12 protein-coding genes and 1 riboswitch are annotated in these 13,827 nt (G+C 68.6%); of the genes, 11 read left to right on the forward strand and 1 reads right to left on the reverse strand.

Going from position 1 to position 13,827, the window contains the following annotated elements; all coding sequences use genetic code 11:
- The first annotated feature begins 190 nt into the window (after positions 1 to 190).
- The 10 genes from ACIRJP_RS31590 to ACIRJP_RS31635 all read left to right on the forward strand — a co-directional run bounded on the left by ACIRJP_RS31590 (position 191) and on the right by ACIRJP_RS31635 (position 10,170).
- The gene (locus ACIRJP_RS31590; protein ID WP_404181465.1) at positions 191 to 799 is read left to right on the forward strand and encodes a CDP-alcohol phosphatidyltransferase family protein; all 609 of its coding nucleotides are present in this window, start codon (positions 191 to 193) and stop codon (positions 797 to 799) included.
- Positions 800 to 912: 113 nt separating this feature from the next.
- On the forward strand, positions 913 to 3,408 hold the full coding sequence (locus ACIRJP_RS31595; RefSeq protein ID WP_404181468.1) for a sugar phosphate nucleotidyltransferase: 2,496 nt from the start codon (positions 913 to 915) through the stop codon (positions 3,406 to 3,408).
- A gap of 98 nt (positions 3,409 to 3,506) precedes the next feature.
- Positions 3,507 to 4,430 carry a DUF881 domain-containing protein gene (locus ACIRJP_RS31600; RefSeq protein ID WP_404181471.1) on the forward strand — a complete coding sequence of 308 codons (924 nt, stop codon included), beginning with the start codon at positions 3,507 to 3,509 and terminating at the stop codon, positions 4,428 to 4,430.
- Positions 4,427 to 4,759, forward strand: a complete 333-nt coding sequence (locus ACIRJP_RS31605) for a small basic family protein (RefSeq protein ID WP_003970459.1) — start codon at positions 4,427 to 4,429, stop codon at positions 4,757 to 4,759. The genes ACIRJP_RS31600 and ACIRJP_RS31605 overlap by 4 nt, the downstream gene beginning before the upstream one ends.
- A 5-nt stretch (positions 4,760 to 4,764) precedes the next feature.
- Positions 4,765 to 5,553: a DUF881 domain-containing protein gene (locus ACIRJP_RS31610; RefSeq protein WP_404181474.1), complete on the forward strand. Its 789-nt coding sequence runs from the start codon at positions 4,765 to 4,767 to the stop codon at positions 5,551 to 5,553.
- Between the two features lie 190 nt (positions 5,554 to 5,743).
- Positions 5,744 to 6,532, forward strand: coding sequence for an FHA domain-containing protein (locus tag ACIRJP_RS31615; protein ID WP_383723402.1), 789 nt, complete (start codon positions 5,744 to 5,746; stop codon positions 6,530 to 6,532).
- Between the two features lie 39 nt (positions 6,533 to 6,571).
- Positions 6,572 to 7,315, forward strand: coding sequence for a MerR family transcriptional regulator (locus tag ACIRJP_RS31620; RefSeq protein WP_404181478.1), 744 nt, complete (start codon positions 6,572 to 6,574; stop codon positions 7,313 to 7,315).
- Between the two features lie 53 nt (positions 7,316 to 7,368).
- Positions 7,369 to 7,842 (forward strand): bifunctional nuclease family protein, encoded by a 474-nt coding sequence (locus ACIRJP_RS31625; RefSeq protein ID WP_404181481.1) that lies wholly within the window; start codon positions 7,369 to 7,371, stop codon positions 7,840 to 7,842.
- Between the two features lie 168 nt (positions 7,843 to 8,010).
- A complete protein-coding gene (locus ACIRJP_RS31630; RefSeq protein ID WP_404181484.1) occupies positions 8,011 to 8,628 on the forward strand; it encodes a MerR family transcriptional regulator in 618 nt (205 codons plus the stop codon).
- A 57-nt stretch (positions 8,629 to 8,685) separates the two neighbouring features.
- Positions 8,686 to 10,170: a DNA polymerase IV gene (locus ACIRJP_RS31635; protein WP_404181487.1), complete on the forward strand. Its 1,485-nt coding sequence runs from the start codon at positions 8,686 to 8,688 to the stop codon at positions 10,168 to 10,170.
- On the opposite strand, the gene ACIRJP_RS31640 is transcribed toward ACIRJP_RS31635, so the two are convergent.
- Positions 10,095 to 10,463 carry a PRC-barrel domain-containing protein gene (locus ACIRJP_RS31640; protein WP_404181490.1) on the reverse strand — a complete coding sequence of 123 codons (369 nt, stop codon included), beginning with the start codon at positions 10,461 to 10,463 and terminating at the stop codon, positions 10,095 to 10,097. The genes ACIRJP_RS31635 and ACIRJP_RS31640 overlap by 76 nt on opposite strands.
- A 113-nt stretch (positions 10,464 to 10,576) precedes the next feature.
- Positions 10,577 to 10,673, forward strand: a riboswitch (glycine riboswitch).
- 194 nt (positions 10,674 to 10,867) lie between these two features.
- Here ACIRJP_RS31640 and gcvP point away from each other — a divergent pair.
- The gene (gene gcvP / locus ACIRJP_RS31645; protein WP_404181493.1) at positions 10,868 to 13,753 is read left to right on the forward strand and encodes an aminomethyl-transferring glycine dehydrogenase; all 2,886 of its coding nucleotides are present in this window, start codon (positions 10,868 to 10,870) and stop codon (positions 13,751 to 13,753) included.
- Positions 13,754 to 13,827: the final 74 nt, after the last annotated feature.

The following is a 13,827-nucleotide window of genomic DNA, read 5'->3' on the forward strand; positions in this document are numbered from 1 at the left end:
ACTGCAGGGGGGACCCTGTGGGAGAGTAGGACGCCGCCGAACTCCTTTTACGGGAAAGCCCCGTGTCCTTTTGGACACGGGGCTTTTCTGCGTTCACGAGGCCCTTGCCTCACCCCTGTGCATCCGCGAGCGGTGGCTGAGGGTAAGGTCAGGGGGCATCATTGGCACTTTCTTCACAGGAGGCCCCCGGGTGGAGGTCCAGGAGACTCGGGTTCAGACGGACCGGGTACTCACCATCCCCAACATCCTCAGCATGGCTCGCCTTGTCGGGGTTCCGCTCTTCCTGTGGCTGATTCTTCGCCCTGTGTTCGGCGGGCCGCAGAGCGACGGCTGGGCCCTGCTGGTGTTGATGCTCAGCGGTATCAGCGATTACCTCGACGGTAAGCTCGCCCGCCGGTGGAACCAGATCAGCAACCTCGGCCGGCTCCTGGATCCTGCTGCCGATCGCCTCTACATCCTTTCGACCCTCGTCGGCCTCACCTGGCGGGAGATCCTGCCGCTGTGGCTGACCGCAGCACTTGTCGCACGTGAGCTGATGCTCCTCGTGATGGTAGGAATCCTGCGGCGCCACGGCTATCCGCCGCCCCAGGTGAACTTCCTGGGCAAGGCTGCAACGTTCAACCTGATGTACGCGTTCCCCTTGTTGCTGCTCAGCGACGGAAGTGGTTGGCTTGCATCGCTGGCCGCTATTTTCGGATGGGCGTTCGCAGGTTGGGGTACAACGCTCTATTGGTGGGCAGGGATCCTCTACGTGGTTCAGGTCCGCCGGCTCGTGCAGGCGGATGTAGCAGCCGATTGAGCTCGTTGATGCGGTGCCGTGCAGTGTGGCCGGCCCGCCGCTGATGTCCCGGATGGTGCCCCGACGGGCGAAGTCGGCCAGACCGTCGTCTCTTCAAGGAGGACGTTTCCGACATGAAGGCCGTCGTGATGGCTGGCGGCGAAGGCACACGCCTTCGCCCCATGACCTCGAGCATGCCCAAGCCGCTTCTGCCCGTCGCCAATCGGCCGATCATGGAGCACGTGCTTCGGCTGTTGAAGCGGCACGGGCTGAATGAGACCGTCGTGACGGTCCAGTTTCTCGCCTCGCTGGTCAAGAACTACTTCGGGGACGGCGAAGAGCTCGGGATGGAGCTCAGCTATGCCAACGAGGAGAAACCTCTCGGTACCGCGGGGAGCGTGAAGAATGCCGAGGAAGCGCTGAAGGACGACACCTTCCTCGTCATTTCCGGTGATGCTCTCACCGATTTCGATCTCAGCGATCTGATCGCCTTCCACAAAGAAAAGGGCGGTCTCGTCACGGTGTGCCTGACCCGTGTGCCGAACCCTCTGGAATTCGGCATCACGATTGTGGACGAGGGCGGCCAGGTCGAACGCTTCCTGGAGAAGCCCACCTGGGGTCAGGTCTTCTCGGACACGGTCAACACCGGCATCTACGTCATGGAGCCAGAGGTATTCGACTATGTCGAGGCCGACGTCTCGGTGGACTGGTCCGGCGATGTCTTCCCGCAGCTCATGAAGGAAGGCAAGCCCATCTACGGCTATGTCGCCGAGGGCTACTGGGAGGACGTCGGCACTCACGAGAGCTACGTCAAGGCACAGGCCGACGTTCTTGAACGCAAGGTCGATGTCGACATCGACGGCTTCGAGATCTCGCCAGGAGTATGGGTCGCGGAAGGCGCGGAGGTACATCCCGACGCTGTTCTGCGCGGACCTCTCTACATCGGGGACTACGCGAAGGTGGAAGCCGGAGCGGAGATTCGCGAGCACACGGTCATCGGATCGAACGTCGTCGTCAAGAGCGGCGCATTCCTGCACAAGGCCGTGGTGCACGACAACGTCTACATCGGTCAGCACAGCAATTTGCGCGGTTGCGTGATCGGTAAGAACACCGATGTCATGCGTGCGACCCGCATCGAGGACGGCGCGGTCATCGGGGACGAATGCCTGATCGGTGAGGAGTCGATCATCCAGGGCAATGTCCGCGTCTACCCCTTCAAGACCATCGAGGCCGGCGCCTTCGTCAACACCTCGGTCATCTGGGAATCGCGCGGACAGGCTCATCTCTTCGGCGCCCGCGGTGTGTCCGGGATCCTGAACGTCGAGATCACCCCCGAACTGGCCGTCCGGCTCGCCGGTGCCTATGCCACGACTCTGAAGAAGGGCTCGACGGTCACCACCGCACGTGACCACTCCCGCGGTGCCCGTGCCCTGAAGCGAGCGGTGATCTCGGCCCTTCAGGCCAGTGCCATCGACGTCCGGGACCTGGAGAACGTACCGCTGCCCGTCGCGCGTCAGCAGACCGCCCGGGGCAGCGCCGGCGGGATCATGATCCGTACGTCTCCAGGCGTGCCCGACTCGGTCGACATCATGTTCATCGACGAGCGCGGAGCGGACCTGTCGCAGGCGAGGCAGCGGAAACTGGACCGGGTCTACGCACGTCAGGAATACCGCCGTGCCTTCCCGGGCGAGATCGGCGATCTGCACTTCCCGTCCAGCGTCTTCGACTCGTACACCGGAGCGCTGCTGCGGAACGTGGACACCGCGGGTATTGCCGATGCGGGTCTCAAGGTGGTCGTCGACGCGTCCAACGGGAGTGCCGGGCTCGTGCTGCCCAGCCTGCTGGGACGCCTCGGTGTCGACGCGTTGACCATCAATCCCGGCCTCGACGAATCGCGACCGACCGAGTCCGCCGAGACCCGGCGCTCCGGACTCGTACGGCTCGGCGAGATCGTCTCCTCGGCGCGGGCCGCGTTCGGCGTGCGGTTCGACCCGGTCGGCGAGCGGCTCTCCCTGGTCGACGAGCGGGGCAGGATCGTCGAGGACGACCGGGCGCTGCTCGTGATGCTCGACCTCGTGGCAGCCGAGCGGCGCAGCGGGCGGGTGGCATTGCCGGTCACCACGACACGCGTCGCCGAGCAGGTCGCGGCGTACCACGGCACGCAGGTCGAATGGACGACGACATCGCCCGACGATCTGACCCGCGTGGCCCGTGAGGAAGGCACCATCTTCGGTGGAGACGGGCGCGGGGGCTTCGTCGTTCCCGAATTCAGCAGCGTCTTCGACGGATCGGCTGCGTTCGTCCGGCTCCTCGGTCTGGTGGCCAGGACCCAGCTCACCCTGAGCCAGATCGATGCCCGCATCCCCCGCGCCCATGTCCTGCGCCGTGATCTCGCCACCCCTTGGGCGGTCAAGGGGCTGGTCATGCGGCGGGTCGTGGAGGCCGCCGGTGACCGCAGCGTCGATACGACGGACGGGGTGCGGGTGGTCGAGACCGACGGGCGGTGGGTGATGGTGCTGCCGGACCCGGCCGAAGCGGTCACCCATCTGTGGGCCGAAGGTCCGGACGACGCCTCCGCGCAGGCGCTGCTGGACGAATGGGCGGCGGTAGTGGACAGCGCAGGTCAGTGACGGTTCTCCCGGTGTGTCCGGTGGCGCCAGGCGGCGTCAGCGGGCACACCGGTGGGGCCATTCGGCGCTAGCCGTGGCGACGTGCGACGATGTGCGGCATGTCGCAGCAGCCCCCCGATCGGAGTACCGCCTCGCCTCCCGCGCGTCCCGATGCGTCCATGTCGCTGCTGACCAATGTGATGGACCACAGCCTGGACGACGGATACGCCGAGGCCTCGGCGCGTCGCAAGGCCGACGGGACCGCGGGCCTGCCCCGTACGCTCAAGTCGAAACTCGGCCTCGCCGCTTGCCTGGTGCTGGCCGCCCTGGTCGTCACGCTCGGGGCCGCGGAGGCGCGCGTCTCGGCGCCGGTCCTCGCCAAGGAGCGCCAGGAGCTGATTGACCGCATCGACGATGAGACGGCGGCGGCCGACGACCTCGAGTCGCAGGTGGACGAGCTCCGGGACGACGTGGGCCGGCGCCAGCGCAAGGCGCTGGAGAAGCACGGTGGGGACCAGGGGCAACGAGTGGCACTCCTCGCCGGAGCGACCCCCGTGGAGGGGCCCGGCGTGAAGCTCGTCATCGACGACGCCAAGGACACCGACCAGGGCGGCGGCGGACCGCGGGAGACCAGTGGATTCGCCGACACCGGTCGGGTCCGCGACCGGGACCTCCAGCGGGTCGTCAACGGCCTGTGGCAGTCCGGTGCCGAGGCGATCGCGATCAACGGGCAGCGTCTGACAGCCCTGTCGGCGATCCGTGCGGCGGGCGACGCCATACTGGTCGACAACAGACCGCTTGTTCCGCCCTACACGGTGCTGGCGGTGGGGAACGGGAAGCAACTCGGCACCGCGTTCCAGGACAGTGCGGACGGCCAGTATCTTCAGGCGCTCAAGGACACCTTCGATGTCCGGACGAACCTGTCCGTGCAGCAGAAGGTGAGCCTTCCGGTCGCGCCGAGTCTGATCGTACGTACAGCAGAGCCTTACAAGGCCGCAGACACCGGCAGTGGTGCGGCAGACACAGGGAAGGGCACATCGTGATCGCCGTACTGGGCCTCGTCGTGGGAGTCGTGGTCGGACTGTTGGTCCGGCCCGAGGTGCCGGCGGTGGTCGAGCCCTATCTCCCGATCGCCGTCGTCGCTGCCCTCGACGCAGTCTTCGGCGGTCTGCGCGCCATGCTCGACGGGATCTTTGTCGACAAGGTGTTCGTCGTGTCGTTCCTTTCGAACGTCGTGGTGGCCGCACTGATCGTGTTCCTGGGCGACAAGCTGGGCGTCGGTGCGCAGCTGTCCACCGGTGTGGTGGTCGTGCTCGGGATCCGGATCTTCTCCAACGCCGCGGCCATCCGCCGGCACGTCTTCCGGGCCTGAGGCCGATGAGCAACGAAGAACTTCCCGAGGAGACGGAGCACGCCCCGGAGCGTGCGGCGGGCTCCGCGAACGAGCTCACCGGCCGTCAGCGGCTGATCGCCGGACTCTGGCCGCCGCGGGTGACGCGGGCCCAACTGATCGTCGCGCTACTGCTGTTCGTCCTCGGTCTCGGCCTGGCCATTCAGGTGCGGTCCAACAGCGACAACAGCGCGCTGCGAGGCGCCCGGCAGGAGGACCTGGTCAGGATCCTCGACGAGCTGGACGACCGGACCCAGCGTCTGGAGGACGAGAAGCAGCGGCTGGACGCCCAGCGCACGGAGCTGGAGAACAGCTCCGACCAGGCCGAGGAGGCGCGTAAGCAGACGGTGGAGAAGGAGCGGCAACTCGGCGTGCTCGCGGGCACCGTGGCGGCACACGGGCCCGGCATCACGCTGACTGTCAACGACCCCGGGGACGGGGTGAAGGCGGACATGCTGCTCGACGCGCTCCAGGAACTGCGGGCGGCGGGCGCCGAGGCGATCGAGGTCAACGGGGTGCGCGTGGTGGCCAACACGTACTTCTCCGGTGACGGCGGCAACGTCAGGGTTGACGACCGTAAGATCACCGCGCCGTACGTCTTCGAAGTGATCGGCAAGCCCCAGGATCTGGAGCCGGCGCTGAACATTCCTGGCGGCATCGTGCAGACGCTGGAGAAGGAGCAGGCCACCGTGCAGGTGGAGCAGGCCGACGACATCGTCGTTGACGCCTTGCGACCGGCGAAGCAGCCTGACTACGCTCGGTCGTCGTCCCCGTGAGGCGGCGGTGCGCAAGGGGCGAAGGAGACAGGCGCAAGGTTGCGGGGGGTCGCCGCATCGTATTGGTGGTGCGTGGTGGAAACTGTCGAGTGGATACGGACGTTGTGAGGATGTCCGGGTCGGCAGGTGTGTTCATTCAGGGTTCGTCCTGCCCCACGGGCGGGTCTATTTCGGTCAAGGGGAATCGCCCGTGAAGTTGTTTGGGAAGTTGTTCGGCAAGAGCGCTCGCGACGAGGCCGCCCGCCATCGCGCGCCGCGCCATGGCCAGGCGGAGGAGCAGGGCACGGAGCGCCCGCTCTTCCGTGATCAGGTGTCGGGTACGGGCGGTGACAATTCGGGAGTATCCGGCGCGTCGTCTGTTGACCCTGCCGGTCCCGGCCGCATAGGTTTCGGGGAATCGTCGACCTCGAGTTCGGGTGGAGAGTTCGCCCCCAGGCAGGAGGGTTCGTCCATGCCGGTCTGTACGAGGTGCGGGCATCGCAATGCCGAGGCCAGCCGTTTCTGCTCCAACTGCGGTGCTCCGCTGAGGGGCGGGGTCCCCGAGCGTGCCTCGGAGACGACGTCGACCATCTCCATCTCCGGTCTCGAGGCGTACGAGGCGGAGGCCACCGGGCAGACGGCTGTGCCGTCCCTCTCGCCCGAGGCTCAGGCCGCCGTGGACGCCCTTCCGCTCGGCTCGGCGCTCCTGGTGGTGCGTCGTGGTCCGAACTCCGGTAGCCGTTTCCTGCTGGACGGTGAGCTGACCACGGCCGGCCGCCACCCGCAGAGCGACATCTTCCTCGACGACGTGACGGTGTCGCGTCGGCACGTGGAGTTCCGCAGGAGCCCCGACGGGAGCTTCACGGTCGGGGACGTGGGCAGCCTCAACGGCACCTACGTCAACCGTGAGCGCATCGACTCCGTCGCCCTGTCCAATGGCGACGAAGTGCAGATCGGTAAGTACCGGCTGGTCTTCTACGCGAGCCAGCGCGGTATCTGACCCGCCCTGACTCCGTCGGGGGGATGCCCAGGAAGGTCCATGCTGAGAACACCGACGGGCGGTGCCGTGACCGGCACCGCCTCCGCCGACGACCGCCCGATGAGCATCGGCACGGTGCTCCTGCGGCTGCGGGACGAGTTCCCCGAGGTCACGATCTCCAAGATCCGTTTCCTGGAGGCCGAAGGGCTCGTCGAGCCGCAGCGGACCCCTTCCGGCTATCGCAAGTTCCGCAGCGCCGATGTGGAGCGGCTGGCGCAGGTGCTGCGCATGCAGCGGGACCACTACCTCCCGCTGAAGGTCATCCGCGAGCATCTGGATGCCCTCGCCCGTGGTGAACAGGCCGCCCTGCCTTCCGGGGGCGGCCCGAGGGACGTGACCGGCGGGGGCTGGGACGCGGAGCCGGGACGGGCCACCGCGGCCCGGATCGGCCGTGCGGAGCTGCTGGCGGCTGCCGAGGTCACCGAGAGCGACCTCGACGAGTGGGAGTCGTACGGACTGGTGGTTCCGACCGCCGAGGGCGGTTACGACGCCGAGATGGTGACTGTGGCCAGGCTTGTGGCGGATCTGGGCAGGTTCGGTCTGGAGCCGCGTCACCTGCGTGCCATGCGGGCCGCTGCGGATCGCGAGGTCGGGCTCATCGAGCAGGTGGTCGCACCCCTGCGGCGGCACCGGAATCCGCAGACCAGAGCCCATGCGGAGGCCACTGCGAAAGAACTCGCGGAGCTGTCCGTGAGGCTTCATTCGGCCCTGGTACAGAGCGCCCTGCACATCCGGCTCCACTGATCGCCAGGCTGCCCGACTACCCAAACCTGCCGGGCACGTCCTAGGGTTGCTGTGTGAACGAGCTCGACGTTGTGGGTGTCCGGGTGGAAATGCCCTCGAACCAACCGATCGTGCTCCTGCGTGAAGTGGGAGGCGACCGGTACCTCCCCATTTGGATCGGTCCTGGTGAGGCGACCGCGATCGCCTTCGCCCAGCAGGGCATGGCTCCGGCCAGGCCGCTGACCCATGATCTCTTCAAGGACGTGCTCGAGGCCGTCGGCCAGGAGCTCACCGAGGTCCGCATCACGGACCTTCGGGAAGGGGTCTTCTACGCGGAGCTGGTCTTTGCCAGCGGGGTGGAGGTGAGCGCGCGGCCGTCCGACGCCATAGCGCTCGCGTTGCGCACCGGAACACCGATCTACGGCAGTGACGGGGTGCTCGATGACGCAGGCATCTCCATCCCGGACGAGCAGGAGGACGAGGTGGAGAAGTTCCGCGAGTTCCTCGATCAGATCTCCCCGGAGGATTTCGGCACCAACAGTCAGTGACCGTTCTTCGGGGTCGCCGTCAGCGCATCCGGCAAGCCTTTCCCGCTCGAGAGACACGGGAAACCACCCTCAGGGTGATTATCACTCGGCGTGCCGAGTGTGGCGATCGTTGACGCACCCCGAGTGACTGCCTACCTTCGAGATGGCAGGTCAAGGACGGAGGTCGGCGTGAGAAGCAGCGGCGACGGTACGGCAGCGGGTGGGCCGTGTCCGCAGCAGGGGAGTACAGCCGACCACACCATCGTGCAACCGGTTCAGCCGGCGGCGGTGGCGGGGGACGGAGTGGCTTCGGTCAACGACATCGGTTACCGCGGGCCGACCGCCTGCGCGGCGGCCGGGATCACCTACCGGCAGCTCGACTACTGGGCGCGCACGGGGCTGGTGGAGCCGAGCGTGCGTCCGGCGTACGGGTCCGGCACACAGCGGCTCTACAGCTTCCGGGACGTCGTCCTGCTGAAGATCGTCAAGCGCTTCCTGGACACCGGTGTGGCACTCCAGAACATCCGCACGACGGTGCAGCATCTGCGGGCCCGCGGTTTCCAGGACCTTGAGCGGATGACGCTGATGAGCGACGGGGCGACGGTCTACGAGTGCTCCTCGCCCGACGAGGTCGTCAGCCTGCTCCAGGGTGGCCAGGGGGTCTTCGGGATCGCGGTCGGTGTGGTGTGGCAGGACGTCGACGCCGCGCTCTCGCAGCTGCACGGCGAGCGGGTGGACACCGGCGAGACCCTCATCGGGAACAACCCCACCGACGAGCTCGCGCGGCGGCGCAACCGCGCCGGCTGACGCGGCCCGCGGTCCGGGCGCGGCGATTGTCAGTGCCGTAGGGCAGCATCGATTGATGTGAGAGCCGCGCCCACCATCCTGCATCTGGACATGGATGCCTTCTACGCCTCCGCCGAGCAGGCGGCCAAGCCCAGCCTGCGCGGCAAGCCGGTCGTGGTGGGCGGGCTCGGGCCGCGCGGAGTCGTCGCCACCGCGTCGTACGAGGCCCGTCGCTTCGGGGTGCACTCGGCGATGCCCACGGCACAGGCGCGGCGGCTGGCGCCCAACGCGGCCTATCTGGTGCCCCGCTTCCAGCTGTACAGGACCGTGAGCGACCAGGTGATGGAGCTGCTCGCCCGGCTCTCGCCGCTGGTGGAGCCGCTCAGCCTGGACGAGGCCTTCGTGGACCTGGAGGCCGGGGGAGCGGCCGACGACGCGGCTTCGGCGCGGGAGATCGGTGAGCAGCTGCGTACGGCCATCAAGGCGGTCACCGGGCTCACCGGGTCGGTCGGGCTCGCCGGTTCCAAGATGCTGGCCAAGATCGCTTCGGAGGAGGCGAAGCCGGACGGCCTGCTGCTCATAGAGCCGGGCACGGAGCGGGCGCTGCTCGCACCCATGTCGGTGCGGATCCTCCCCGGGGTCGGGCCGGCGACGGCGGATCATCTGCGCCGTGCGGGGATGACGACGGTCGACGACCTGGTCGAGGCGGGCGAGGACGAGCTCGTACGCCTGCTGGGGAAGGCGCACGGCGGTTCGCTGCACCGCATGGCGTTGGGGTACGACGACCGGCCGGTGGTCGCGGAGCGGGACGCCAAATCGGTGTCCGTCGAGGACACCTTCGATGCCGACCTCCACGACCGGGTGCGGATCAGGACGGAGGTCGAGCGACTGGCCGACCGGTGCGTCCAGCGCTTGCGGGGCGCGGGGCGGTCCGGGCGCACGGTGGTGCTGAAGGTGCGACGGTACGACTTCTCGACGCTCACGCGGTCCGAGACGCTCCGTGGGCCCACGGACGACCCCACGGTGGTCCGTGAGGCCGCCGCACGGCTCCTGGAGGCCGTTGACACCACCGGAGGCGTCCGGCTCCTGGGAGTGGGCGTGACGGGGCTCGCCGACTACACCCAGGAGGATCTCTTCGCCCAGGCCGCCGGTGAGCGGATCGCGGCCGAGGAAGCCGCGGGTCAATCGGCCGAGGAATCGGCGGAGGGGACGGCACCGGCGGGGGACGACGGGGGCGAGCCGCCGGGCGATCCCCGGGCGCAGGCCCCGGAGACCGCCGAGCAGCGCGCAGCCCGGCGCTGGCCCGCCGGACACGACGTGCACCACGGGACGTACGGACACGGCTGGGTGCAGGGCAGTGGCGTCGGCCGGGTTACGGTGCGGTTCGAGGAGCCCGGGTCGGCGCCCGGCCGGGTACGTACGTTCCGGATCGACGACCCGGAACTCCGGCCCGCCGATCCGCTGCCGCTGGTGAGGGACCCGGTGGACTACTCGTCCTGGCCGGCCAGTCTGCCGAAGTCCCTGTCCGGACCGATCTCCTCGGGTGGGGAGTCCAGCCCGTAGTGCCGGTAGAGCTGGAGCTCCTGTTCCGGCGAGAGATGACGGCCGACACCGAAGTCCGGTGCGTCCTTGATGAGCACACGGTCGAAGGGGATGCGGAGCGTGTCCTCCACGAATTCGCTGGGTTCCAGCGGGACGAACGCGTCCCGGCTGAAGAGTCCGGTACGTACGGCCGCCCACTCGGGCACACCGGTCGCGTCGTCGAGATACACCTCGTCCACGGTCCCGATCTTGGTGCCCTTGCGGTCGAACGCCTTGCGGCCGATCAGGCGGCGCGGATCGATGTCGCTCTGCACGGTCCCTCCCACTGGTCGCGGCTACTCCACAAGCACCACAAAAAGGCAGATCCGGGTGGTTGGCCACTCGAGAAATCAGCCACGAACCCCGCTGGTAGGCTGGTGACGGCTGCTGACCCCGTGCGGGAGAGTCCTCCGGAGTTGATCCGAAGGCGCCGAAGGAGCAAATCCTCCCCGGAATCTCTCAGGCCCCCGTACCGCACGGACGAGGTCACTCTGGAAAGCAGGGCGGGTTTCGTGCGGCCGAGTGCCGGTGCGATTCCCTTCCTCACCGACGGTGAAAGCCGGTACGCCGCAAGGCGCGCCGGTGAAGCTCTCAGGTTGAGATGACAGAGGGGGAGGCCGTTCGGGCACCCGCGCCGTGGTGCCCCTCGCAGGTCGTGACAGACCAGGAGGCCTCCACCATGACCCCCCGTCGCACTCCGCTCTCCCAGCTGGAGCAGGGCATTCCGTTCGAGCAGCGCCACATCGGTCCCGATGACGAGGCGCAGTCGAAGATGCTCGCCCAGGTCGGTTACGGCTCGCTGGACGAACTCACCGCCGCCGCGGTGCCCGATGTCATCAAGAGCGCCGAGGCGCTCGCACTGCCTTCCGCTCGCACCGAGGCCGAGGTCCTCGCCGAGCTGCGCGAGCTCGCGGACCGCAACCAGGTGCTGGCGCCGATGATCGGGCTCGGCTACCACGGCACCTTCACCCCGCCGGTGATCCTGCGCAACGTCATGGAGAACCCCGCCTGGTACACGGCCTACACGCCGTACCAGCCGGAGATCTCGCAGGGCCGCCTGGAGGCGCTGCTCAACTTCCAGACCATGGTCGCCGAGCTGACCGGGCTGCCCACCTCCGGCGCCTCGCTGCTCGACGAGGGCACCGCGGCCGCCGAGGCCATGGCGCTCTCCCGGCGCGTCGGCAAGGTGAAGGGCGGCGTCTTCCTGGTCGACGCCGACGCCCTGCCGCAGACGGTCGCGGTCATAGAGACCCGTGCCGAGCCGACCGGCGTCGAGGTCGTCGTCGCCGACCTGTCCGAGGGCATCCCGGCGGAGCTCGCCGAGCGCGGTGTCTTCGGCGTGCTGGTGCAGTACCCGGGCGCCTCCGGAGCGGTCCGGGACATCAAGCCCGTCATCGATCAGGCCCACGAGCTGGGCGCGATCGTCACGGTCGCCGCCGACCTGCTCGCCCTGACCCTGCTCAACTCGCCCGGCGACCTGGGCGCGGACATCGCGGTCGGCACCACCCAGCGCTTCGGTGTGCCGATGGGCTTCGGCGGACCGCACGCAGGATTCATGGCCGTGCGCGAGAAGTTCGCCCGCAGCCTTCCGGGCCGCCTCGTCGGTGTCTCCGTCGACGCGGACGGCAACAAGGCGTACCGGCTGGCCCTGCAGACCCGCGAGCAGCACATCCGCCGCGAGAAGGCCACCAGCAACATCTGTACCGCCCAGGTGCTGCTCGCAGTCATGGCCGGAATGTACGCGGTGTACCACGGCCCGGACGGGCTGCGGACGATCGCCCGGCGCACCCACCGCTACGCGACGATCCTGGCCGAGGGCCTGCGCGCCGCCGGGGTCGACGTCGTGACCGGCGCCTTCTTCGACACCCTCACCGTGCGCGTCCCGGGCAAGGCGGCGGAGACCGTCGCCGCCGCGCGTGAGCGCGGGGTCAACCTGCGGCTCGTGGACGCCGACCTGGTCTCCCTCGCCTGCGACGAGACCACCACACGTACGCAGATCGCCGCCGTCTGGGCGGCCTTCGGCGCCGACGGGGACATCGAGGCGCTGGACGCCACCGTCGCCGACACGCTGCCCGAGGCGCTGCTGCGCACCGACGAGATCCTCACCCACCCGGTCTTCCACCAGCACCGCTCCGAGACCGCGATGCTGCGCTACCTGCGCAAGCTCGCCGACCGGGACTACGCGCTGGACCGCGGCATGATCCCGCTCGGCTCCTGCACCATGAAGCTGAACGCGACCACCGAGATGGAGCCGATCACCTGGCCCGAATTCGGCGCGCTGCACCCCTTCGCACCGGCCGAGCAGGCGCAGGGCTTCCTCACCCTCATCCGCGAGCTGGAGGAGCGCCTCGCCGAGGTCACCGGCTACGACGCGGTCTCCATCCAGCCGAACGCGGGATCGCAGGGCGAGTTCGCGGGCCTGCTGGCCGTACGCGCGTACCACCGGGCCAACGGTGACGACCAGCGCACCGTCTGCCTCATCCCGTCCTCCGCGCACGGCACCAACGCGGCCAGCGCTGTCATGGCCGGTATGAAGGTCGTCGTGGTGAAGACCGCCGACGACGGCGAGGTGGACGTCGATGACCTCCGCGCCAAGATCGAGAAGCACCGCGACGAGCTCGCCGTACTCATGATCACGTACCCGTCGACGCACGGTGTGTTCGAGGAGCACGTCGCCGACATCTGTGCCGAGGTGCACGACGCCGGCGGTCAGGTGTACGTCGACGGCGCCAACCTCAACGCGCTGGTGGGCCTCGCGAAGCCGGGCCGCTTCGGCGGCGACGTCTCGCACCTGAACCTGCACAAGACCTTCTGCATCCCGCACGGCGGCGGCGGCCCCGGCGTCGGCCCGGTCGGGGTGCGCGCGCACCTCGCGCCGTACCTGCCGAACCACCCGCTGCAGCCCGCCGCGGGCCCCGAGGCCGGGGTCGGCCCGATCTCGGCCGCTCCGTGGGGCTCGGCCGGTATCCTGCCCATTTCCTGGGCGTACGTACGGCTGATGGGCGGAGAGGGCCTGAAGCGGGCCACGCAGGTCGCCGTGCTCGCGGCCAACTACATCGCCAAGCGTCTGGAGCCGCACTACCCGATCCTGTACAACGGCCCGGCCGGTCTGGTCGCGCACGAGTGCATCGTGGACCTGCGGCCGATCTCCAAGGCCACCGGTGTCAGCGTCGACGACATCGCCAAGCGTCTGATCGACTACGGCTTCCACTCGCCGACCATGTCGTTCCCGGTCGCCGGGACACTGATGATCGAGCCGACCGAGAGCGAGAACCTCGCGGAGCTCGACCGGTTCTGCGACACGATGATCGCCATTCGCGGCGAGGTCGAGAAAGTGGCCTGCGGCGAGTGGAGTGCGGACGACAACCCGCTGCACAACGCTCCGCACACCGCGGCGATGCTGGGCGGGGAATGGAAGCACGGGTACAGCCGTGAGGTGGCGGTCTTCCCGGCCGGCGTCTCGGCCGCCGACAAGTACTGGCCGCCGGTGCGCCGGATCGACGGCGCCTTCGGCGACCGCAACCTCGTCTGCTCCTGCCCGCCGCTGGACGAGTACGACAACTGAGTCATGAGCGCGCGGGAGTGACGCGCGCATGCGGCGGGGCCGGTTCGGAGAATTCTCCGGGCCGGCCCCAGCTC

Origin of the sequence: Streptomyces sp. NPDC102437, from assembly GCF_044765565.1 — a bacterium.
GTDB lineage: Bacteria > Actinomycetota > Actinomycetes > Streptomycetales > Streptomycetaceae > Streptomyces.